Here is a 24,724-nt window from a genome sequence, read left to right on the forward strand (position 1 = left end):
AGATTGCTGGTCGCCAAATGCCATGAAAAAGTAGCGAACGCTCGCGCTGATTTTCAGCACAAACTCTCTCGAACTCTCGTTGACGAAAACCAAGCCAGATAACAAAATTGCATAAAGTTTTTGTAAATACTTTTCTTTTTGTTTTATTCCTATTAGCTCATATTGTTCTTCGTTGATTTTGAAAATTTTATATTTTCCCCTGGCGTTATCAGGATATTTTTCTCTAATTTTTAGAAAATCATCCTCTTTATATTCACCTTGGTAATCTGTTGCGACTTTTTGAATTGGTCCCAAAAAACAATGTATTTCCCAGTCACTTAATACATCAAGAAAATCCCAGATATTACGTGGATCGTAAAAACGAAAAAAAACGGGTTTTTCCTGCTGAGGAAGCAGGACTTGCAGGTATTTCCGTAAATGCTGGCGCACGGTTTTCATATCTGCTGCACTGTGAACGAAAATTCCCCACGGTGTTTTGCGGCATTCCAGCCAGATTTTAACTTTTTCATCCACCTGTACCAGATAAGGCGCGATTTCAACCAACTCTGGCTGGAGAGGTTCACCATAAAGACAGGCGGAAGGCGGGTCATAACGCTCCAGCATCAAAAGCAGATCAGGTTCTGCGGCCCCATCAATAATAGCGTAAAGCTTTTCCTGACTCATTCCTGTTTCTCCTTCTCTTTCATGGGGCAGTGAGCGACAAACATCGAACCTTCACTGGCTGCGGCCAGCAGGATGGCGGGGTTAGCGGGTGCCAGTAAATCACCGGGGCTGCCACCGGAATTCAGGTTGATCACTGCACCTTTGATATCTATGCCGCCGGCATGAAGCACAACAAAATTTCCACCAACATTCAGGGTAATTTTGCTGCCGCTTTGCAGGGTCAGATCGCCCTGCGCATCCACACTGACTATCCCCTGAATTTTTTCAGCCAGATCGCCTTTGAGCTGTAATGAACGGTCACCGTCAATTTGTTCAATATAGTTGCCCGTGGTTTTGTGATCCTGCTGACCCTCTACAGTCACCTTACGGTTATTGGCTATCACTTGCTCATCGTCATGACCAATACTGGTTGTGCGGTCATAGTTGATCCGTTCTCCCCGTGAATTGCGTACCTGAATGGCGAGGTTTTTCTGCGCGTGAATAAAGATCTCTTCGCGATCTTTCTCATCCTCAAAACGCAGTTCGTTAAATCCTTCGCCTTTATGGGTTTTCGAGCGGATTGACATTTGGGGTTTCGCCATTGGCAGGCGGTTTGGCGGAATGTTGTTGGCATGATAAGCACGCCCAACAATAATTGGCTGGTCGGGATCACCGTGGACAAAATCCACCAGGACTTCGTGACCAATACGGGGAATGGCGATCATACCCATTAATTGCCCGGCCCATGCCTGACTGACCCGTACCCAGCAGGAACTGCGGTCATTAAATTCACCGTATCTGTCCCAGTCAAACTGGATACGAACGCGCCCGTATTCGTCACAGAAGATTTCTTCTCCTTCTGGCCCAACGACAGTGGCAATGTGTGGGCCTTCCATTTTGGGTTTTGGGTAAGGTGAAGGACGGTAAGAATTCTTTCGGGTGGTGAAGGTAAATTGATTAGACAGCCATGTGCCGCCCTCGCCGGATTGAGTTTCATCTGCCTGTGGTTGCCGCCCGGAATGAGTAATCTGGATGAGTTGCCATTGGTCGTTGAACGTTTCTCTGGGGTGATCGGTCAGGTTAAACAATTGCCCCGGCCACATGGCAAAACTGTCACCCTGACCATTGCCAAGCTGAGTATCCCGGCGCAGGTATTCCAGACGATACTGGCTTGCCCGCTGGCCTAAATCATCATCTTTAAAGCGGCTGGGAAAATCGTAATAATGATAGCTGTTCAGTATCCGCTGATTATCAAGATTGCGCCCTTCATACCAGAATTCCCGGTTCCAGCGGGGGTTCTTAAATGTTCTGTCTTTGGTGGTGATATTGGCAACACCAACGCGCTCTGACCAGCTAAATTGGTGAATACAGGTTGTTCCCCCCGTGGCATCAGCTTCGGGGCGGTAAGGGACATTAATGACCTGATTAAGGGACAGACAGGAATCGTGAAAAACAATACGTTGTTCATGCTGTTCCTGATCGAAAACGAAATAGTAAAAAATCCCCTCATCAGCCAGTAAGCGCTGAATAAAGGCCAAATCGCTTTCATCGTACTGAACGCAAAATTCTCGCGGTGGATGTTTATAACCCAATGCAAAGAAAATGTTTCGCACGCCATTTTCCCTGAGCAGGTTTTCCACAATATCCACAACGGACTGATTTTGGAAAATCCGGCTATTGACCCGTAATGATGCGCGCCATAAGGGGGGCTGAAGGGTGATATGGTAGTGACTGCTGTGTCGCCCGGTGGAAAGCAGTGAAAAATGGGTTATCATCCCGGTGATTTGGCGCTCAACCTGCCCGTTGCGATGTACGGCAAAAGCCGCATTTCTGTCGAGAACATCGGCAAAATTAATCTCCGGGGTGTTACAGGTCAGCGTGGCTTCCAGCCGAAAGGGAGAAGATAGTGATTCATGTAGGGCAAAATCGACGACAGCAAAAGTTTGTTCGGGTAAGTTTTCCGTAATCAGTGTAAATCTTAACCCTGAGCGATCAAATAGTTGATTGATTTTATCTATTACCCTGCTCATTTGTGTTCTCCATGATATTTGGGTGGATCAATTTATTGGTTTACTATGACTATATGAGTTCAATAAGTATTTCCATTTAGCTGATTTTAATATCTGTTTCATTGCTATCTTTTTGAGTAAGTATCATTTGAAGTAGTGTTTTTTTAGGCGGTTTATTGTAATGCTGTTTATTTAGTTCACTGTCAGGGAATGGTGCTGGAATTGATTTTATATGCGGGATATTATTATCCACTTTCATATCACCATCGAACTTTTTAAATACTTTATTAATTTTGTTAAATTCAGTAAAATCATTCCATGTTATTTCAGGTATAAGTCCAGCACTGCGCAATGCTTTCCAGGTAAAATCAATACAGCTATTCGAAGCTCCATTATAATTAAGATCAAAATCAGGATTATTTCCACTTTTAGCTAATTCGCCGTATTCCTTTAATTGGTTATAGTGTTCTTCTGCAATTTCCATGGTACGGCTATATCGTGGGTTTTCATAATGTATTGTATCTTCTTTTGTCACCCTACCTGCTCCCGTAATTCCTGATTTAATAGGAGCAAATCCATAGGAATCATTAACATAACTGTCTGAAATTTCATACCACATATGTCCAGCCGCCGATGTTACTCTTTCACCTTTTTCAAAGTGAGGAGTTCCATCATCGTTATTAAGAAGTGTGCCCGGATGCGCTGCGTAAATAATAACGATATACCTTTTGTCTAAATATTTAATTAAATTTTCTACAAATTCGGGTCTTGCTTGTGGAGGTGCACACGTAGCACATGGTTTTCCTGCAGCATAATTTATATTTTGATCAGGATAAGCATTAGCATTGATACGTTTTTCTTTATTTTATTTTGAAAGAGTATTGTCGTTAGCAATTCCTATTAATAATTCTTCTGTCGTATTTTTTGGGGTCATTTTTTAAATCCTTTTATTTTATTGAGCTTTGTTCAATATAAATTGAATAAGTTAAATCATCCATTTTTAATTCTGACAAATCAGCTAGAACTTCTACTGTCAAACGATATTGTCCATATTGATATGGGGATCCAAAATCCACTAAGCCAAATAAATTATTACCTGACCACCCAGATGAAGAATTTACTTTTTTGTGAGTTTTTTCATATACTTTGCTTTCTGTTAAATCATCATTTATTTTATATATTTTTATATCAAAAATAGGCTTGCCTTTAAGGTCATGTATAGGTCCACTCCCTCTAAATATGTCACTAACATAGAACCCTAAATTAGAGCCTTCTCGTTTTTTAATATTCAAACTAATTTTAGGTGATGGAGTATTAGCAGGAATAAGATAGAGAAGTTTAGGTTTGGGCTGAGGAACCTTCCAAAACACCAGATCTACTTTTTCCCCTTTTTTATACAACTTAATAGGAGTTTCAACTGAGTGGTAACCACCAACTGTAGTTGGTTTAGGATTTAAAAAAAAGTAAGGATCTTCTGTGGGGGGACGCATCCATTGGATTAGCATTACGATACCCGCACCGAAGAAAGCAGCCAGAACTAATAACATCGTTTTTTTCACCATATTTGTTTGTTCCATCAAAAGTAAAGAAAATTTAAGATTTCGTACCACAGTTAAGTTAATAACGACAGTGACAGTACATCTGAAAAATAAAATTGACTGAAACCTATAGTCCTATTAATAATAATTAATTACCTTAAATGCTATATATAACAGAATTATTTATCCATTCAAGTGTGAATAGAAACACCCGCCAAGAAAAACCATTTCCCCCCTCCCTCTTAAAGAATAAGAGATAAAACTGTTCACCCTGTTCATCTTTAAATATTTTCATTTAAATTCATATCGTTAAAGGGTAATGACTTGAAATCAAACTCATCACCCCTCTTCACCCAACCCTTCACCTTTAAATCTGAAAAAGGTGAACAGAGGTGATTTTTATCAGGGTGAGAAAAATTATTCTTCTGGCAGGCTATCCTTTGTCAGTTTCGGCAGCCATTCAATGACCGTGTCGATATTCAGGCTCAGATTGCTGCGAATACCCTGTTTTCTTTTCTTACGCAGGTAATGCTGGCTGTACTCGGCCAGTTCTGCCGCGACTTTATCTCGCAAGAGTGGATCGCGTTCATTTTCCGGCACGACTTCGGAGAAGTTGAAAATCACCCGACGCCGCGACACTGCGATCACTGAAACTCATGGCGTCATTGTTCACCGCCAGCACATTTAAAATCGAAGTGTAGGTGCCCCTAATTATGCCCCTAGCTGCATCTTGATTGCAACGGACTACAGTGGACGTCAGGATAACAAAATATCTTGATTTAGTGGGATTTTTAGGGAATTTGTGGACTTGGGTAGACGTTAGTAAACTAACGAATGGTGCCGAAGGCCGGACTCGAACCGGCACACCCGAAGGCGGTTGATTTTGAATCAACTGCGTCTACCGATTTCGCCACTTCGGCACTGAAGGGTTCGGAAAACGGAGGTCATTATACCTGTCAGAAGAGCATTCGCAATACTTATCCTTTCAATCTTGTTCAAGTGTCGAAAAAAGAATCGCTTTAGGCGTTTTTTCATCAGGGAGTTCAAAATACTACCATCTTAACGTCATGTCGCACAAATTCCCTCTCCACAATTCTCTTCTGCCAATAGACAATCTATAAGCTCCTTATATAATTCAAAATTACTCACTGCTATAGGGGAAATTATCATGAGTATTATCAGTTGGATTTTTACAGGCATTTTGTTGGGTGTCGTTATCGGTGCCATTATGGCGCGGCTTAAGAAAAAAAAATAACGGCTTTGTTCCCACTTGCATGCTTCCTGATTGGTTAATCCAAAAATGAAAAAACGGCTATATAAACTGTGTGCAGTTTCCTCCCTAATATGGGTGATTTCGGCTTGTGTTGATTCTGGCAATTCACACCAGAACAAGTTTCAGCAATCTAATGTGCAATCTGCAAAATGGGAAGTTTTTGAGGGTAATGACACTATCAGAAAAATAGCTACTACTCTGGTTGATCAATATTCACAATCCATTTTCGATGAAGGCCAGCCTTTGGGGATGGCCATGGTAGTGATCGATAATAATCAGGTTGTACACCGCAGTTTTGGGGAAACTTATCCAGGGAGTAATATTAAGCCGCGTCAGGATTCTGTAATTCGCATTGCTTCAATTACCAAATTGATGACTAGTGAGGTTATGATCAAACTGGCACAGAAAAAACATATCAGAATTACTGATCCGTTGCAGAAGTATGCGAATTACGGTGTTCATATTCCAGATTATGGATCAGGACAACCAATCCGGCTGTACCATCTGGCAAGCCATACCAGCGGGTTGCCACGGGAGCAGCCTGGCGGAAAGTGGGGACGCCCGGTGTTTATCTGGCCTACTCAATCAAACCGCTGGACTTGGCTGAAAACCGCAGGATTAGATGCCGTACCCGGCACAACAGCATCGTATTCCAATCTGGCTTATGATTTATTGGCTGATGCCCTTTCCAAAGCTACCGGAAAATCTTATGTTCGCCTTCTGCAAGAGGAGATCACCCGTCCTTATCGAATGAAAGATACAACGCTGATGCCCACGCAAGCCCAATGTGCCCGTTTGATGGCTGGAATTAAACCCAGCCCTTGCGTCAATACTATTGCAGCAGCAGGCAGTGGTGGTATTTATTCCACCCCCTTAGATATGCAACGCTGGATGCAGCAATTTTTATCTTCTCATAATCAGTTAAGAAAGCAGACTGCCAGCCGTGAACAAGGTATTTACTTCAAGCGTGCTGATCTAAAGTCGATTAAAGGAATGGATGTTGCAGGTCGGGCGGATGGTATCGGGCTTGGTTGGGTATATATAGATGCCAAAGACGAGATTCCCGGTATTTACCAGAAAACTGGCGGCGGCGGTGGGTTCAATACCTATATGGCGATGATCCCTGAGAAGAATATCGGTGTATTTGTGGTAATGACGCGCAAAGAACAGAGTAAGTTCAGTCGTGTGACGAATGGAGTTAATGAATTAGTTGCGGCGTTAGCACGTAATCATAACCAAGTTTAGCTCTTTTGCTAATCTGTTATAAGGAATCATAATTGAAGAGTACGTATACTTGAAATTAATTATGGGAATCCAAGTAAGATAAGTAATAAAGAATATATTGAATTCGTTATCGGATAAGAAAAATAGAAATGCTTATTGAAGAAAATAATATCATGATCAAGGATAAATTTCCTTAATCATAATATTAACGGCTATCTATTTTTCTTAACGTTTTATAATAACTTCTTCATTCAAAACCAAAGACAGTAATGCCTGACGGGCGAAAATTCCGTTACCCGCCTGCTGAAAATAGTAAGCATACGGGGTTTTATCAACATCTACCGTGATTTCATCAATACGTGGCAGAGGATGCAGAACTTTCAGGTTCTCTTTAACATTGACCAGATCTGCCGCGCGCAGGACGAACTGAGCTTTGATATTGGCATACTCGGAAGGATCAAGACGCTCTTTCTGAACGCGGGTCATGTACAGAATATCCAGTTCAGGCATCACATCTTCAAAGTTGTTGTGGAGGCTGTAGCTTACCTGTTTTTCTTCCAGCATATGCAGGATATAGCCTGGCATTGCCAGAGCATCCGGAGCGATAAAGCAGAAATGGTTGCCATTAAATTTCGCCAGTGCTTGGGTCAGCGAGTGTACGGTGCGACCATATTTCAAATCACCGACCATAGCGATTTTCAGGTTTTCCAATCTGCCCTGAGTTTCCTGAACGGTGAACAGGTCAAGTAATGTCTGGGTTGGATGCTGGTTTGCGCCATCGCCGGCATTAATGACAGGGATATTGCCGGAAAATTCAGATGCCAGTCGCGCCGCCCCCTCTTGTGGATGACGCATAACAATCGCATCGGCATATTGGCTGATGATAGAAATGGTGTCAGCCAGCGTTTCTCCCTTTTTACCCAATGAAGTATTGCTGCTGTCGGCAAAACCAACGACGGAAGCGCCTAGTCGCTGAATGGCAGTTTCAAAAGAGAGACGGGTGCGTGTAGAGGCTTCAAAGAAGCAGCTTGCGATCACCTTGTGTTTCAATAGCTCAGTCTGTGGTTTGGTTTTCAATGCAGCTGCTGTCTGCAATACCAATTCCAGATCTGTGCGGCTCAGATCATTAATTGAAATGATATGTTTGCGATATAACGGATTAGCCATATTTATGTTCCTCTTTTATGATTTTTAGTCTGACTGAGCAGGCAAAAAAAAGCCCCTCAATTGAGGGGCTTTTTAAATGAATGTTCGGTTATGCAATGGGAAAATAATACGCTTACGCTGCCAGCAGACAGGTTTTCGTTAGCTTGATGTTTTACGACTTCTACAGCGCAATCTTTCATGTTTTCTCCCGGCAAATCGTCGCGCATTATACTCACGATAGTATTCACCGCAAGGTTTGCCGGAAGAAATTTTTGTTTTAACTTTTTGCTGGCCTTAATGGATGAATTAAACATACTAAAGACAGGCAATTACACAAATTTATTGACAGGGTCCAGAAGCCTGAAAAATTTAGAATTAAATCAGCTTCATAACAGGCTTCTGACGCATTGATATTGAGCTATTTAACGGCCATTTTTTCCTATAATTGTCTCTGCAATGGGAATATATTGATCCGTGAGTTTATTGGCAGTACTGTCCTGTTTTCTACTCTTGCTACAAAAGTCAAAAAACCAACTAATCGGGGTATCTAATATTTCTGCAATATCAACAAGATGAACTATGTTAATTCGGTTCGTTCCCCTTTCATAGCGTGAAAGCTGTTGCTGACTAATACCAATTTGCTTTGCTAATGCTGTTGCCGTGATACCCAACTCTTTCCTTTTGGTCTGAATACGTTCTCCGACTAATAGGTTTGCGTTTTCCATATCTTATCCTTTATTTTTAATCAGTAAGTTATGGCGTTATCAAGGAGGATAATCCGGGGCTTGAACATAGTTAGATTTTCACCCCGCTAGTTATTTGTAAAATAGAGCCTGCCTTGACGGGTTCACTACCGTTCATGGTATGCCTATTGTTACCACCTGATTCGCCGCTTCGTTTTCCGACATGCGTCTTGTTTTTTTAATGACATGACCTTCTTTATTAACGTGTTGTAAAAAACAGCCCTTCACCGAGGTAAGGTGTGTTCTTCCATAATACGAGTCACGTTTCTCTGTTTTGCCGTTGTCTCTGCTGCGTCTTCTGGCTGATTTTCTGTTGCAGGGTACACAACATTTTTGTTCTCCTTACATGAGAGATAACCAATATGCTCTTAATTTTTATCTCATGGGATTTATATGCAATTTAATTATTTTAATTTATTGATTTTTAAAGATTAAATTTTATTTAAATAAGATAAATATGCGAATTACGGTAAATTTATATCTAATCCTTTATTAATTTGCATATTCTATTCTTATTGATCTCTTTTCTGGGGTTATAAACTGGACAAAATATATCAAACTGTCTAGTTTAGATTTATAATCCGAATGATAATTACAAGATAGAATTTAATTTTAGATATGTAACTCTTTAAGGATGTTAATTCTGGTTAGACCTGTGTAATCTGATTGGTATCAAGTAACAACTTTTAAACATTAATACTATTTCAATGTAATAAAATATGTGAATAACAAAAAAAATTCATATATTATAACTGCTTAAATGGAATGGTTTGTAGTATGTAATGAAATTTGACTTAGGTTATATTATGTAGGATTATGTTTACAGTTTGATATAAAATGTTTTGTTTTTTAATAAAATTTCATTGATTTTTCTTATATAAGTAGATTTTAATATTTTGGCGAATTATTAGCGGTAAATTACTAACTTTTCATCATAAATATCATTTATCATCATTTTTTCCACTTAATAGACTTTTAATTAGCCAGTAATCTGATTCTACTCGCACTTTTGAATTTTACTAAAACAGAGGGATTTTCATTGCCTGATATAGGGTATTTTTTCATTTTTTTAAATATAATCAATACAATAGTTATAATTGTATGATGGGAGTGTTTTGCATCAAGCTGAATGTTCTTTCTTTGATAATCCATCCATAGAAATCATCGTATTGAATAGAGTTTTTACACTATATCTCAATTAGAAGGGAAAAATACTGACTATTGTTGCCGAGTTTCCAAAAATGGCTATCCCCGTTAGGGTTGGTTTTTGAGTGGAATTGCAGACTACGAAAAGTGTTTATGTAATAAAGCGGGAATTACACTCAAATTTTATCTAATAAGACGCTATTTTGTGGAAAAGGGGATTTATACACTTCGTCTTTCAAACTGCCTATTTGTTGGCTGCGCTCGTTCACCCCAGTGTTCCCAAAGTGATGATGCATTTTCTGCATATTGCATCTTTCATTTGCATTTCATCAAAGGTTAAAAAAATGTAAATATTTGAACAAATAAAAATCAGGAAACAGAAAAATAAGAGATCACCATGAACAGGCAAAGACTCATGCAGCAAATCATCATCGCCATCCTGCTTGGTATTATTACCGGTTGGGGGTTGAATCATTATCTTGATGCCAGCCAGACAAAAGAAGTCGCTTCCTATATCAACATCATTACCGATGTGTTCCTGCGCCTGATAAAAATGATCATCGCGCCACTGGTATTCGCCACTATTGTCTCCGGGCTTATATCAATCAGTGGTTCATCCTCTGTCGGACGAATTACCATCAAAGCAATGGTATGGTTTATCATCGCGGGCTTAGTCTCACTAGGCATTGGGATGCTGATAGCTAATGTGTTCCAGCCTGGTGTCGGGCTTAATGTTGTTGTCCCGCAAGAAGAGGTAAATACCGGCCTGAACACCAGCGGATTCTCACTGAAAAATTTTATCAGCCATATCTTCCCAAGTAGTTTCGCCTCTGCGATGGCAAATAATGAAATTTTGCAGATCCTGATTTTTTCCATATTCTTCGGTGCAGCACTTTCCTATATCTGTCACAACAACAAGAAAAAAAGCCTCTTCGTGACTTTGATTGAAGATTTGGCCCACATCATGTTCCGTATCACCGACTATGTGATGTCATTTGCGCCGATTGCCGTGTTTGCCGCCATCGCCTCCGCCATTACCGTGCAAGGATTGAGCCTGCTTTATGATTATGGAAAATTGATTGGACTCTTCTATATCGGCCTATTTTTACTTTGGGCTGTCCTGTCAGGTGTCGGATTCTTTTTCCTCGGCAAGGGGATGTTTTCACTGATGAAATTAATCCGCGAACCCGTAGCATTAGCCTTTGCAACCGCGAGCAGTGAGTCAGCCTATCCAAAGACCATGAACGCACTGGATCGCTTCGGTGTACCGAAAAAAATCTCCAGCTTTGTTTTACCCTTGGGCTACTCGTTTAACCTTGATGGATCAATGATGTACCAATCCTTTGCGATACTTTTCATTGCACAGGCTTACAATATTGACCTGAGTGTTACAGAGCAAATCCTGATTATGTTGACACTGATGATCACAAGCAAAGGTATGGCTGGTGTTGCGCGTGCTTCGGTGGTGGTGGTTGCGGCGACATTGCCGATGTTCAGTCTTCCCGAAGCGGGGATTTTACTTATCCTCGCCATTGACCAGTTCCTCGATATGGGACGTACCGCAACGAATGTAGTCGGCAACAGCATTTCCACTGCCGTGATCGCCAAATTGGAGGAAAAGCAGAGTGGTGCTGAGCAGAAAGAGCAGTCAAGTAAAATAGCACAAGAGGTTTGAGTATACTTGCTGTATTCAGCTCAGTGATTACAGCAAGTTAATTTGATGTCAGGCTGGTGATCAGATTACTGTCCACCGTTTTTTCATATATTGCCAAAAGCGCTCAGAAGAAGGGTTAAGGCGAGAGTGAGTTCGATAAATGAATACGCCCATTTTTATAGAAGACTGTTTTGGTTCCAGCAAACACAGTCTCTTCTCCCTGAGTTCCTCACGGATCGAATAATCCGGCAGCCAGCCGACACCGTGACCATTCAGAACCATACGTTTCAGCAATTCACTCATGGATGAAAGACAAAAATAGTTGAATCTATCCTTGAAATCTTTTTCCAGTAACTGATTTACTTGGCGGCCCATATAGCTTTCGTCAGTGTATTTCATCAACGGTAATGGCGTATTTTCCAGACGATATAACGGTTTTCCATCAGGCTTACAGCCAGATACGAGATATAATTGTGCATCCAGAACATTATGATGAAGGAAAGGAGAGGTCATCAGTTCTTCATTAAAGAAAGACAGAATAAAATCACTTTTGCCTTTTTTGAGATTCTTGACAGCTTCATCAACATTGATTGATTCAATATTAAAAACTTTATCCGGTTTCTTTGAAAAACCAGAAATTAATTCAGGCAAAAGAGAAATAGAGAGAGAGTGAGCCGCGGTAATATTAATACGATGTTTAGATATTTCACCGCCTTTTATTTTTCCAATTTGATACTCTATATCCCCTAAAAGATTTCTGGCATAGACAATAAAACCTCGACCTTGTAACGAAAGTTGTAATGGATTAGAGTCACGATTAAATATTTCAAAACCGACAGCATTTTCAAGGGCCTGAATTCGTCGGCTAAAAGAAGATTGGGATATATTTCTCCGTTCTGCGGCAAGTGTAAAACTTCGTAACTCCTCTAACATTACCGCATCATATAACCATTTTAGCTCAATATTATTAAGCATAACTCCTACCTTATTATTGATTGGTTTACATAAAAAAGCTTATGCAAATACAGCATGACGCATAGAAATATTGCAATTACGAATCGTAATCACTGTGCCATCATAACCATTATTTTATGGAGTGGCATATGAAAAAAATAATTGGAATATTGGGTGGAATGGGTCCGGCAGCAACAATAGATGCAATGGAAAAAATAATTAAAAACACACCGGCGACGTGTGATCAGGAGCATATTCCGGTGATTGCTGTTTCATTTCCAGATATTCCTGACAGGACAGAAAATATACTTTCCGGGGGCGAGTCGCCATTAAATAAAATGCTGGCTGTATTGCGAATATTAGAAGCAGCGGGAGCGCAATGTATTATTATGCCATGTAATACTGCGCATTATTGGCATGATGAACTAAAAGCATCAACTAAAATACCTTTTCTAAATATTGTGGAAGTGACTTGTAATAAAATAGTCAGTGAAGGGGTTAATAACGTTGCAATTCTTGCCACAACAGGGACGATAAAAACAGAGCTTTATCAGGAGAGATTGAAGAAAGATAATGTGAATTATGTGGTTCCTGATGATATTCAGCAAGGAATTATTATGGAAAGTATTTTAGCTTATAAAAGTGGTGACGGAGAAAAAGCTTATCAGTTAATAGAGTCTGTTATTACTCAGCTTAAAAATGTTGGGGTTGAACGGTTTATTATGGGATGTACAGAGATACCACTGATTCTTAGTGGCCATGGTTATCAAGATGAGTATATTGATGCTACGGACGAACTGGTCAAAATGGCAGTGGCTTGGTCTTATCTTGATAATAAACTTTAAAATAAAATGGTTTGGTGGTTTTTAATTTTATGAATGTTATATGATTATATATAATAGACTTAAAATAGGTAGTTAAACATATCTATAACTACCTGATTAAATTTACATTATTTATTCGTTGGTAATATTGGCTTCAGTCGTTAAAATATTTCTATTAATCAATTCATTTTGTATTGGGGTGTATAAATCAATATCTGTGGAGGTGGTTTCAATAGAAATTATTAAAGAACGATAATCATTGCCAACGAATTATTCATACTCCATAGCGCTTTCTTAATATCAGGGACACCATACCCCGCAACTCGAACTAAATGCTGTGCTTTTTGGCGTTCTGTTTTATTGGGATAATTGAATTGTGCTTTCATTGAGTCAGTCCATTGAGCGGAGTGTACAATTAAAGCACGTACTGTTTCAGGCCAGAAATTAGGATATTCAGAATAAATTTCAGCGGCAAATTTTGCGGCTAATGCTGTTGCCGCACTGGTAGCATTAAATGTAGAAAACAATCGAGTTGGAATATCGTGATGAGTTGTTAATAACTGTAGACTAGACATTGAAGCAGCTGAAAACGAATCAATACCCATATTTCCACCTTCAAATACAACTTCAGGTTTTATTGGCATTGAAGATATCCAAGTGACGGAGGTTGTACTATAAGGGCTTAATCCGCCATTTGGAGCTAACGGGGTATATGATTCTGCCCCTTCATCTCGAATGTCAACTTTATTTGTGTATGCTCCAATTGTTAGCACGTTCCAAGCTTGGCCGGGATCATGAATATCCTGTAATTCATTATATTGGGGATATTCCTTTAAAGCTGTCAAATCGCTTCCAGTATTGCCCGCACATACAACAAAAAGCCTACGGTATAAATTTTCTCCAAGATAATCCACCGATAAAGAATTCAGTTCGGAAGACCATGCTGAAGGTTTTCCTCTATCCATGGAATCTTTTGCAGATAGAGCAAGTGTATAAATTCTCTTTCTATCAAAATTGGTGATTTCGGAAAGAGATATACCGTCAGCAGTAATTTGTCCCAGGTGTTTTCCTTCATTATCTCCTGAGTATCTTAATAGTTTTATGGATTCGATTCTATGTTTGGTTTGTACAGAATATTGCGAGTCTAATATTAAGGACAGGTCACCAAATGTGGCAATACCAGCCATTGAAGTTCCATGCCCATCATTATCATCAGCGTCCCAGTTTGGATCAATGACAAATAGGTCATCTTCGTTACATACTTGTTGGAGTAATGGATGGCCGGAATTTATGCCTGTATCCATAATAGATATATATGGACAGTCGTCACCAGATATAAAGGATGTTCTACTCAATAGGTCATTACACCATTCAAATTGATCTGACATGGAAAGTTGTTCAAAAAAATCAGCGGTAGTTTTTGATTTTTTTATTTCAGCTATTTTACTTAATAACAAAGCTGACTGACTTAATTTTTTCTATCAGTTATTGCTAAGTCCAGTAAAGGCATACTAATTTTATTATGCCCATGAATAAGCATGTCTTTTATTGCTTCTTCAGCAGCTCTTGTAATTTCTGCGCTACTCAGTCCTTTTGCTTTATCAGGTAACTTCTTCCAGGAGAAATTCTTCGCGACGAATGGAGTTAATCTATTTTTAAACAGAATAATTATTTCATCATCTTCGGGAAGCTCGTATCGAATGACATCATCAAATCGCCTGAAAAGAGCGTGATCAAGTATCTCAATATGGTTTGTAGCACAAACAATTAGGCTGTTGGATTCATCTTGTTCAATCATTTGAAGGAAACTATTAAGGATCCTTCTCGCTTCACCAACGTCATTTCCAGCGTTTCTTTGCGAGCCAAGAGCATCAAATTCATCAAAAAAATAAACGCCTCGGACATTATTAATAGCGTCAAAAACTTGCCTTAACTTTGCAGATGACTCGCCCATAAATTTTGTAATCAGAGCGTCTAATCTGACTTGAAATAAGGGATAATCAAGCTCTCCAGCTAGAATTGATGCTGTAAACGTTTTCCCTGTTCCCGGAGGGCCAACTAAAAGCACTTTTCTTCGTGGAGATAAACCATGACTTTTCAGTTTTGCCATGAATTTTTGTTCACGAATCAAACGTTCAAGTCTGTTTTTTAGTTCATCTTTGGCAATAAGATCGACAAGTTTATTTTTAGGATGGGAGGTAAATAGTAGACCGCTGGTGTCTTGTATGCCTTTAGCTATTGATATTGGAGCATTTTTATTGAGGCTAGATTTCTTCTTAGCAGCTTCAACAATATCCCTTAACTCTTGAGCAAGTTTGCCATGCCCGCGGCGAGCTTCATGAGCAGCAACTTGCAATGCGACAGACATAAATCTGTCATCATCTTTTTCCAGATGAGATTGCAATAATGCTTTAAGCTGCTCCGAACTTGCCATGACCTTCTTCTCGTATCGTGTAAAAAATAGAATAACGACAAAAAAACTATCCTGCATTCTGACAGAGTGCTGATGAAACATCCATGAGAGATTCGGTTGTATATGAATCTATGGCATAACAAAGGATATGCTATGTGTAAGGATTCGTAGCCGCACTAATAGCACTTTTCACTTCACCTTACAGCATAGCATGTAGCATTTTATTCTTCTGGTAAGCAGGCCACTTTAGATAGTCTGATTCATTCGATTCATTTTAAAATTTTCTGCTTGTGCCAGCACACCGTAATAGACTTCATCATTCGCTATTGGAGGAAAGCCATGCTTGTGCAGCAGAAGAATCAAATCCACCTTGAGTTTTGCTTTAATGTCGTCGCGTTTACTCCAATCTGGATATTGAGCTGTATTATCAATGACTAGTTTCATATCTTTAGCCAAAATGAGCATTTTGTCATCGTCATAGGTGAATTGATATTTTTCACGCATATGGAACAAAATGTCATAAAAAGCTTTTTCTTCAATATCAATTCCCATTTCGACGTAAGTGCCCATTTCGGTTTTAATATCGTAGATGATATCTGCCATTTCTTGGCTGAAAGTTTCAAATTCTTCACCATTTAAGATGTCATCTTCTCTACGTTCGTTATAACGATCAAGGATCGCTTGAAAACGGCGGGAAAAATTGACTCCCTGTAGTTGGTTGACCTTTTTAAATTCGCTAATGGCTTTTCCTAATAATTTTTGCAGTAACTGGATTTTTGTATTGGGTAACTTGATTTTGTTAACACGGTCCATGTAGTCATCATCAAAAATGTCTATGGATTCAGCTTTGTCTTCACCTAGTGTGTATAGTTCTTCAACGCCGTTGGATTTTAGTGCGTCAGCAATCATTTTGCGTACTTTGGTATTCATTTGAGTCACATCCGGAGCATCACCTTTAGTCAGTTTAAAGACGATGGAACGGACAGCTAAGAAGAAGTGAATATGATCGCGTTCTTCTTGAGTTAATAACTCGCTGCCACAACATATGTCATAAGCGGCTTTTAGACGTTTAACTAATCCCATAAAGCGGTGTTCTAGCTTTTTGGTTTGCAGTACAAATTCAGCAGCACGATTTAGGCATGCTAACTGTGCTCGTGCTTCACCACTAAAATAATCTTGGCTATCAAACTTATGGAAAATATTTTTCAGTAAATCAATATGATCCTTCACTGTAGTAATAGATAGAGCGACATCTTCAAAGTTGGTCGAGTCAACCTTTGAATACATGGCTAATGCTTGATTCATTTGTCGTTTGATACCAATATAGTCGACTATCAAGCCTTTGCCTTTTCCTTGAAGACTACGGTTTACTCGTGAGATAGTCTGAATGAGATTGTGTTTTTGCAGAGGTTTGTCGATATAAATAGTATCCAATTCGGGTACATCAAATCCCGTTACCCACATATCTACAACAATGGCAATTTTGAAGTTTGAGTTCGGATTTTTGAACTGTGTATCCAGTTCCTTACGATGTTCCTTACTACCAAGTAAATCATAAAGCGTTTCTTCATCATCTTTATCACGCGTCATGATCATCTTCACCATTTCAGATGGCAGTAGTTTTTCTTTTTCAGCTTCGGTTAGCTCGGTATCATCTGAAGTTTGTTGTACTTCAAACCAGCCGGGGCGTATCGCTTTAAGTTGTTTGTAAAATTCCCAGGCAATATTACGGCTAGCACAGACAAACATAGCTTTGCCTTTTATTGTTGAACCTTCAGCTACACGCTTGTCGTAATGTTTTGCAAAATCATCGGCTAATGCCCGCAGACGGTCTGGATCTCCCAAAATAGCGTTCATATGAGCTGACGCTTTTTTACTTTCATCTATTTGATAGTCGTTAGTACCAGCAGCAGCACACTCTTCGTAGTATTTTTCAATTTCTTCTAGTTTGCTGTTATCAAGAATGATTTTTGCTGCGCGTCCTTCGTAAACGATGGGAACTGTAATGCCATCTTTCACTGATTCGGCCATGGTATAACTATCGATAATTTCACCAAATACATCTAATGTGGCATCAATAGGGGTGCCTGTAAAACCCACATAAGTTGCTGATGGTAGTGAGTCGCGAAGGTATTTGGCAAAGCCATAGGTTTTGCGAACACGCCCTGTTTTGTTATCAATGAGTACTTTCTGGTCGAGGTTGATTTGGCTTCTGTGTGCTTCGTCAGAGATACAGATAATATTGTTACGTTCTGAAAGTAATTCTGTGTCTTCGGTGAATTTATGAATTGTTGTCAGGAATACGCCGCCACTGTTACACCCAGCGAGTTTTTCACGTAAGTCTTCGCGATTTTTAACGGAGATAATCGTGTCATCTCCGATGTATTTTGTTGCATTACAAAATTGTCGGGATAATTGTTCATCTAGATCAGTACGATCAGTGATTAATACAATTGTAGGACTGGCAAAATCTACGCTCTTCATTAATAGGCGAGTTAAAAACTGCATGGTGTAACTTTTTCCACATCCGGTGGCACCAAAATAGGTACCACCTTTTCCGTTACCTTGCGGCTTACGTGCTCGTTTAATGCTGTAATAGAGTTTGCGTGCAGCGTAATATTGTGGATAGCGACAGCAGATTTTAATTTCTCTATTTACACTATCCGGGAAACAGATAAAGTTTTTGATAACATCCAGCAAGCGTATTGGGTGAAATAGCCCTCCAATCATGGTATACAACGAACGAATGCCATCCTGCTCACGACTTTCATCTCCGGTAATTTTGCGCCAGGAATAAAAATATTCATAAGGCGCAAATAGGTTACCCATCCGGTTATTAACACCATCACTAATAATGCACATTGCGTTGTAAACGAACAATTGTGGAATATCACGGCGATAGCGGACACAGAGTTGTCTCCAGGCATCGTCTAAATTGGCTTTTTGCTCGCGAATGGCACTTTTAAATTCAAATACAACTAATGGCAGTCCATTAATATAGAGGATGGTATCTGGAATGCGGTTTTGACTATCTTTGCCGATTATTTCGAATTGGTTTACTACCTTAAATCGATTATCCGAGTTGGTAGAATAATAGAAAGCAGTGGGTTCCGCTGCTTGTTGTAGTGGTACTTCATTGCGACTAAATAATTGTTGTAGTGCTGCAGGTAGGTGACGGGTATCAATAAGCTCGATATAGAGATCTTTTTCTGCTCGGTCATCTCGTTTAAATAGAAAGCCGTTAGATAACCAGAAACAAAATGTTTTATTACTTTCGTAGAGATCGCTGGCGGAAAGAGTGGTGAGCTGGCGAATAATCCGTTCGATTTCATTGTCAGTCAGGCTATCTGCTTGATAACGGGTGGTCAGATAATTGCGGAGATCGTCGACAATGATCACCTGTTCTTGATCGGTTCTGGTAAGGCTTTCACCTGGTATATGGGGATAACCTTGTTCTCCTAACAATTCGATAATGACATTTTCTAACTTTTCTTCGCTAAATTTCAGGCTCATTACTTATTTCCGCTCCTAACTATTGAAGCGGCTAATCATACAATAGTTTTTCTTATTTTTACTTTGACCTGTTACTCAATCTCTTAAAAAAAAGAAAACCCCCTTGTGAAAGGGGCTAAAAGTTAGACTGTATCTGCTTCCATTATGGGTTCTTGAAGATCTTTTAGTGATAGCTCGCCGGAGATTAGTTTTGGGAGTAGGGTGTCTCGAATATTAATTAGTGTATTTATTCCTTTAATGTTATCAGTGATTTTTTCTAAATTGATTTTAACATGTTTCGTATATGTATCGACAACTTGTTGCGTTGGAATTACCATGTTTATTGTTTTGAAGGTTGTTTTGCTGATTTCCGCAAATGTGGTACCTCCTGCAATTCCTTTTATTTCATCCATTACATTTTCTAACCAATAAATAGTATATTCTGGTGTTAGCGTTTTGGCTGAAGGAATGGCTATGTATCCTTGGTTAATAGCTAGAGGTATTTTTGTTATTGCTAAGTAACCAATGGGAGCTCGTGAAGACATTAATACAGTCTCTATAGGTAAAAGTCCCGATGATATTTTCTTTAAACCAGCATCAGTGATTTTCTTATCTGTGTCTAATAATATTTTAGTGTTATTACTTGATAAGTCTTTTGGAGAAGTCCAGAATATTGTTCCGTTATCCCAGAATTCGGGATTCTTCGTGCTGGGAGTTGAACCACCTTTAATTACAAATTCTTCTCCAGTGGTGGATATTTTCCACCCTTTCGGCACCCACCCCAATTCTGTTTCTTCAAATTCCGCTGGGAATAGTGCACGAATCTCATTCGAAAGCGGTTTGAATTCTGAACTGTTACGTACCTTCTGGCGTAGTTCAGCCCGTTTCTGAAGGCTGCCAGGAATTGAATTTCCTGCTTCCAAGGCGTTGTCAATCACTGGATCGAAATCGACAAACCAAGATTTGAATAGAGTTTGTGATATTTGTTCTAGGGTTTGGTTAATCTTATTATTAAGGTTGATTTTATAATCAATTGAAGATAATACCTTTTTGATATTAAGCTGTGTTTTTTTCTCAGGGCAGTAAAAAGGATAATGGCTAATCGCATCAAATGTGATTTGAGGGAATGTTCCTGAACGTGACTCTGCAATTCTCTGAAATTCAGAAAGTGTTTGTTTGCTTGTTAACTGTAGGTAAAAAAATTCAAGATCCATAATATTTTGATCTACTTCTATAACCATAAATTTTGTTGAAACAACATAATTTTTTGTATTTTCAAAATTAACTAAAGCGAACCGTCTATTGTTTGGCCTTATCTCTGAAAAAAGGATATTTCCTTTTTTAATGGCTTTTTTGGCTTGTCCTGGTAGCTCTTTGATATTAGACAATTCCTCATGAAGAAAATGTCCGTTGAGTACGTCTCCTGTATTAATAAAAATTGCGTGATCATTACCTTTCAAATCAAATGATTTAGAAACATTTTTAGCTATTTTATTTAATCTTAGTTGTTTCCATTTACTGCTCATAACCTAGGGCCTCCAGATTCAGGCGAATTGCTTTATCCAATTCTTTGGCCTGCGTCATATGCTGGAATAAGGCTTGCGATAATTCACACATCTTGGTTTCAAAAGCAATACCATCATCTTCCTGCTCCACTGCACCAACATAGCGCCCCGGAGTCATTACATAATCGTTAGCTTTGATTTCTTCAATGGTTGCTACCTTGCAGAACCCAGCAATATCTTCATATTTTTCCAGCTTACTGTCACCACGTTTAATACGCTCTGCCAGCTCTTCTGGCGTACTACGCCAAGCGTGGTAAGTATCGGCAATCGTAGCGATATCTTCTGCTGTCAGTTCTTTATTGGTGCGGCTAATCATTGAACCCAAATTACGGGCATCAATAAACAGCGTTTCACCTTGGCGATTACGATAGCCTTTAGCAACATCCACATCTTTATTTTTGGTGAGAAACCATAGGCAAGCGGGGATCTGGGTTGTATAGAAAAGTTGGTTGGGAAGGGCAATCATGCACTCAAGCAGATCGTTTTCGATCATCTGCGCGCGAATTTCTCCTTCACCACTGGTATTGGAACTCATGGAACCATTAGCCAGCACAAAACCCGCAGTACCGGTAGCACTTAGCTTGGAGAGCATATGTAATATCCAGCCGTAGTTAGCATTTCCGGTTGGAGGAGTACGGTAGCCAGCAAAACGTCGATCGTCAGTCAGTTCTGTTTCTTGACGCCACTCTTTTAAGTTAAAGGGCGGATTAGAAAGAATATAGTCGGCTTTTAAATCTGGGTGTTGATCGTTAAAGAAAGTATCTGCGGGTCTTTCTCCCAGATTGCCTGATAACCCACGAATAGCGAGGTTCATTTTCGCTAGTTTGTATGTAGTAGCAGTAAGTTCTTGCCCATAAATGGCAATATCACGGCTTTTACCCTGATGGCTTTCTACAAATTTGACTGATTGTACAAACATCCCACCAGAACCACAGCATGGGTCATAGACCTTACCTTGGAAAGGTTCTAGCATTTCAGTTAGCAAGGTTACTATGCATTTTGGAGTATAGAATTCACCGCCGCCTTTACCTTCAGTCGCGGCAAATTTACCGAGGAAATATTCATAAACTCTGCCGATTAAATCTTCTTTGGACAGTTCTTTAACACCGGTTTCCTGAGCAATGGTTTCGATGTTATTAATGGAGTCGATCAACGATGCCAGTTTTTTAGGCTCCAGATTTTGACGACTGAAGTAATTGTCTGGTAATGCGCCTTTTAAAGCCGGGTTACGTTTCTCTATTGTAGAGAGCGCCGTGTCGATAAGTACCGCGATATTATCTTGCTTGGTGCGCTCTTGAATGAATGACCAGCGCGCTTCTTCAGGCAGATAAAAGATATTATCTTGCTGGTAAAAGACTTCCATATCGACAAAGGCTTGTTGGCCTTCATTTAACATTTTCTGACGGCGTTGCTCAAATTTGTCGCTAATAAACTTTAAAAAAACAAGGCTCAGCACGACATGTTTATATTCGGAGGATTCGACACTGCCTCTAAGTTGGTTAGCGGTATCCCATAAGGTGTCTTCAAATCCTTTTTTTGCTTTGTTTTTTTTAGTTACTGCTTTAGCCATGTTGATCTCAAATTCGTATTACTGTGATGGCAAGTATACTAACAAAATATCTTCAACGTCGTCCTTAGTACTTTCTGAATGTGACTAATCAAAGTAGTCAGTATCTAATTTGGGAACTTTAAGCATACGCGAACTGATGCCAACTTCATTATTCATCATCAGATGTACCAAGCGATTACCATCAACCAGTACAAGCCCTTCAACAGATTGGGCGAACTTGACAGCTTGTGTGGTAAACCCTGATGTAGTGATGAAAACCCCGCGTTTGGCTTTATGGCCTGCAAGAGCACCGTAAAAAGCTTGTAATTCAGGTCGGCCTACGGTTGACTGCCAGCGTTTTGCTTGGACATAGACTTTTTCTAAGCCGAGTTTATCCAATGAAATAATGCCATCAATACCACCATCGCCCGTTCCGCCGACACGCTGTAAATCATCACGATGTCCGCCATATCCAAGGCGATGTAAAACATCTAAGACGATCACTTCAAAACGTCCAGAAGAAACTTGTAGTAAATTTTCCAAAAGCTCTGTTGCGACGGAATCTCGTATCTCTTTTAAAGCCTGTTCTAAACGGTCATCTGGGCTGCTTGTTAGCATGGATTCTAGTTGAGTGTTTTCCTGAGATGGATCTAACTCTACGGCATCGGGATGTTGTGATAATTTCACATTAACAAAAGCGGATGCTAAGTGTGCTACTTCAGCATCGCTTAATAGTTGATGTGTTTTGGCCCACTCGAATCCTTTTTTCGTCAAACACCATTTTCCACGAGATAGATTTTGTGATAATCCGGCTCGCTTTAAGCGATCATGTGCCCAGCCTGTACGATTTTTGTAAACCAGCTGACCACTGGAAATCGTTTTAGAACGTTGCTCTTCATTGAGATGCAATATGTTAGCTGCTGCCTCCTGAACTTCTTTTGATAAAGCGCCCTCTGGCTTTTTCGCTAAAAACCGTAATACAGGTTCTATAAATTGATCGTAAGTAGGTACAGACATAGATAATCTATTTTCCATTTGTTTTTGTGAGGCTGAACAATATGCTTTGAATCAAAACAGTCTATACAGCTTTTGTTTTAAGCTATTTTATATGCTCAAGATCTCATCTTCTAATTTTTTCGCCTTGGTAAACCAGATAGCTGCCATAGCATCCTTATTTGGTATCACGTGTTGCACTGAATCAATTAAAATAGCCATATAAAATCGTGATGTATTTCCGATAACTATTTTGCTATGTATTCGTTTGACGGGCATATTAGCGAGCATAAAAGGGAAATCTCACTTCCCAATCCCAACCGGATAAGACTCAAACAAATACCCATCAAAGTCAGGATCATCGACATCTGATAACTCCAGCAATCGCTGTTTCACGTTTTCCAGATGCTGCCACATGGCTTGTTTCGCAGCCACAGGGTCTTTTTTGACCATAGCAGCCAAAATCGCCTGATGATCATTCAGCCATTCCCGGCGGTAGTCGGTATTCGTGATCCGGCTGTGTAATTTCATCCACATCGGGTTATTTTCGCGCCATGTCCAAGACTGCTTTAGCAGTTCAACCAGCATGCTGTTATGCGTTGCTTGTGCGATGGCCAGATGAAATTCTCTGTCGCCGGATTCATCTTCACCTGATTCCAGATCATTTTTTTCTTTTTCCAGTGCCTGACGCATATTGGCAATATCGATTGGTGTAACTTGGGTTGCCGCGAATTCAGCAATATTGCTTTCCAGTAATTGGCGTGCTTGTAATAACTCAAAAGGCCCTGCCGCATTCTCCACGTAAGTCTCAGCGGCTTTTGGCAGGTTGATGATGTAAATCCCCGAATTCCGGCCATAACCTTTGCGGACTTCAATCAGGTTTTCTAATTCCAGCATGATGATCGCTTCACGAATCAGGGCGCGGGAGACGCCAAGCATATCTGCGATTTCACGCTCTGGGGGGAGGCGATCACCGATCTTATAGTGTTCAGTCGCAATGATTTGGCGTAATGAGTGGCCCACTTCCTGATAAGGCCGTTTGAGGTCTTCAATGTTCATCATTAAATGTCGCTGTAGGTTTAGTGTGCGTAAGGTGAACGACTAAAAATGATCTCATTTTAAGGTATTGCCCTTAGAAATATAACCACTCATAGATAAATGGAGGTATTTACTCAATTGTACGGATACGATCTACCATTTCAGAGAGTTCAGGGTTGGTTTTAGCAATGTCGTCATACATCGGTTTAACTGCTTCTTGGAAAGTCATTTTGTCCACGGTAATAAACTTAACATTTTGTTTTTCTGCTTTGGCGCGTTCTTCATTCTCTGATGTTTCCCAAAGTTGAGTCATGTATTTTGAGGAATTTAGCAATTTCGCCGTAACCCCTCGCCCGATGAGGGCGGGGATACAAGCAATTTCGCCGTAACCCCTCACCCGATGAGGGCGGGGATATAAGGCGTAAGACGCGATAGCGGCTTAATCTGGGGTCGCCTGACTCTCCACATAAGCCTTTAACGTTTCAATTGTTGCACCGCCAGCAGTGCAAGCGAAGTATGAA

Annotated in this window: 17 protein-coding genes, 1 tRNA gene and 4 pseudogenes; 4 read left to right on the top strand and 18 right to left on the bottom strand. The window is 39.9% G+C overall.

Annotation, left to right across the window (positions count from 1 at the left end):
• A pseudogene (locus BM329_RS14845) lies at positions 1-96 on the top strand (RNA-guided endonuclease TnpB family protein); the annotation flags it as partial.
• Positions 97-312: 216 nt separating this feature from the next.
• Here the strand turns inward: BM329_RS14845 and BM329_RS15090 are convergent.
• The 6 genes and pseudogenes from BM329_RS15090 to BM329_RS12440 form a co-directional block, all read right to left on the bottom strand.
• A pseudogene (locus tag BM329_RS15090) lies at positions 313-663 on the bottom strand (DUF4123 domain-containing protein); the annotation flags it as partial.
• A complete protein-coding gene (locus BM329_RS12420; RefSeq protein ID WP_092553652.1) occupies positions 660-2,672 on the bottom strand; it encodes a type VI secretion system Vgr family protein in 2,013 nt (670 codons plus the stop codon). The gene BM329_RS12420 and the pseudogene BM329_RS15090, both read right to left, overlap by 4 nt.
• A gap of 76 nt (positions 2,673-2,748) precedes the next feature.
• Entirely contained in the window at positions 2,749-3,270 is a 522-nt protein-coding gene (locus BM329_RS15095; protein WP_245759083.1) for a hypothetical protein, read from the bottom strand.
• 328 nt (positions 3,271-3,598) lie between these two features.
• Entirely contained in the window at positions 3,599-4,213 is a 615-nt protein-coding gene (locus BM329_RS12430; protein WP_092553655.1) for a hypothetical protein, read from the bottom strand.
• Between the two features lie 393 nt (positions 4,214-4,606).
• Positions 4,607-4,871, bottom strand: a pseudogene (locus tag BM329_RS12435) (DNA primase); the annotation flags it as partial.
• 153 nt (positions 4,872-5,024) lie between these two features.
• Positions 5,025-5,109 (bottom strand) — tRNA-Leu (locus BM329_RS12440).
• A gap of 380 nt (positions 5,110-5,489) precedes the next feature.
• Between BM329_RS12440 and ampH the strand changes: the two genes are divergently transcribed.
• Entirely contained in the window at positions 5,490-6,707 is a 1,218-nt protein-coding gene (gene ampH / locus BM329_RS12445) for a D-alanyl-D-alanine-carboxypeptidase/endopeptidase AmpH (RefSeq protein WP_092553658.1), read from the top strand.
• Between the two features lie 204 nt (positions 6,708-6,911).
• On the opposite strand, the gene pyrB is transcribed toward ampH, so the two are convergent.
• Positions 6,912-7,853, bottom strand: a complete 942-nt coding sequence (gene pyrB / locus BM329_RS12450) for an aspartate carbamoyltransferase (protein WP_092553660.1) — start codon at positions 7,851-7,853, stop codon at positions 6,912-6,914.
• Between the two features lie 401 nt (positions 7,854-8,254).
• Positions 8,255-8,557, bottom strand: a complete 303-nt coding sequence (locus tag BM329_RS12460; RefSeq protein ID WP_092553666.1) for a helix-turn-helix domain-containing protein — start codon at positions 8,555-8,557, stop codon at positions 8,255-8,257.
• Positions 8,558-10,118: 1,561 nt separating this feature from the next.
• Between BM329_RS12460 and BM329_RS12470 the strand changes: the two genes are divergently transcribed.
• On the top strand, positions 10,119-11,396 hold the full coding sequence (locus BM329_RS12470; RefSeq protein ID WP_092553669.1) for a dicarboxylate/amino acid:cation symporter: 1,278 nt from the start codon (positions 10,119-10,121) through the stop codon (positions 11,394-11,396).
• Between the two features lie 60 nt (positions 11,397-11,456).
• Here the strand turns inward: BM329_RS12470 and BM329_RS12475 are convergent, their stop codons facing one another.
• The gene (locus BM329_RS12475) at positions 11,457-12,350 is read right to left on the bottom strand and encodes a LysR substrate-binding domain-containing protein (RefSeq protein WP_092553672.1); all 894 of its coding nucleotides are present in this window, start codon (positions 12,348-12,350) and stop codon (positions 11,457-11,459) included.
• A gap of 128 nt (positions 12,351-12,478) precedes the next feature.
• Here BM329_RS12475 and cuyB point away from each other — a divergent pair, with 128 nt between their 5' ends.
• Complete coding sequence (cuyB, locus tag BM329_RS12480; protein WP_092553675.1) at positions 12,479-13,174, top strand: cysteate racemase; 696 nt, start codon at positions 12,479-12,481, stop codon at positions 13,172-13,174.
• 221 nt (positions 13,175-13,395) lie between these two features.
• Here the strand turns inward: cuyB and BM329_RS12485 are convergent, their stop codons facing one another.
• The 9 genes and pseudogenes from BM329_RS12485 to BM329_RS12530 form a co-directional block, all read right to left on the bottom strand.
• Complete coding sequence (locus BM329_RS12485; RefSeq protein WP_143101246.1) at positions 13,396-14,610, bottom strand: S8 family peptidase; 1,215 nt, start codon at positions 14,608-14,610, stop codon at positions 13,396-13,398.
• 11 nt (positions 14,611-14,621) lie between these two features.
• Positions 14,622-15,587 carry an AAA family ATPase gene (locus tag BM329_RS12490; protein ID WP_092553701.1) on the bottom strand — a complete coding sequence of 322 codons (966 nt, stop codon included), beginning with the start codon at positions 15,585-15,587 and terminating at the stop codon, positions 14,622-14,624.
• Positions 15,588-15,812: 225 nt separating this feature from the next.
• Positions 15,813-19,079, bottom strand: a complete 3,267-nt coding sequence (locus BM329_RS12495) for a type I restriction endonuclease subunit R (RefSeq protein ID WP_092553682.1) — start codon at positions 19,077-19,079, stop codon at positions 15,813-15,815.
• 122 nt (positions 19,080-19,201) lie between these two features.
• Positions 19,202-20,584, bottom strand: a complete 1,383-nt coding sequence (locus BM329_RS12500) for a restriction endonuclease subunit S (RefSeq protein ID WP_092553685.1) — start codon at positions 20,582-20,584, stop codon at positions 19,202-19,204.
• The gene (locus BM329_RS12505; protein ID WP_092553688.1) at positions 20,574-22,193 is read right to left on the bottom strand and encodes a class I SAM-dependent DNA methyltransferase; all 1,620 of its coding nucleotides are present in this window, start codon (positions 22,191-22,193) and stop codon (positions 20,574-20,576) included. The genes BM329_RS12500 and BM329_RS12505 overlap by 11 nt, the downstream gene beginning before the upstream one ends.
• Positions 22,194-22,277: 84 nt before the next feature.
• A complete protein-coding gene (locus tag BM329_RS12510; RefSeq protein WP_092553691.1) occupies positions 22,278-23,189 on the bottom strand; it encodes a restriction endonuclease in 912 nt (303 codons plus the stop codon).
• Positions 23,190-23,468: 279 nt separating this feature from the next.
• On the bottom strand, positions 23,469-24,227 hold the full coding sequence (locus BM329_RS12520; protein ID WP_092553698.1) for an FCD domain-containing protein: 759 nt from the start codon (positions 24,225-24,227) through the stop codon (positions 23,469-23,471).
• 106 nt (positions 24,228-24,333) lie between these two features.
• A complete protein-coding gene (locus BM329_RS12525; RefSeq protein WP_177216264.1) occupies positions 24,334-24,537 on the bottom strand; it encodes a type 2 periplasmic-binding domain-containing protein in 204 nt (67 codons plus the stop codon).
• A gap of 105 nt (positions 24,538-24,642) precedes the next feature.
• Positions 24,643-24,724, bottom strand: a pseudogene (locus BM329_RS12530) (IS200/IS605 family transposase); the annotation flags it as partial.

It is taken from the genome of Xenorhabdus koppenhoeferi (genome assembly GCF_900116635.1).
GTDB classification, from domain to species: Bacteria; Pseudomonadota; Gammaproteobacteria; order Enterobacterales; family Enterobacteriaceae; genus Xenorhabdus; species Xenorhabdus koppenhoeferi.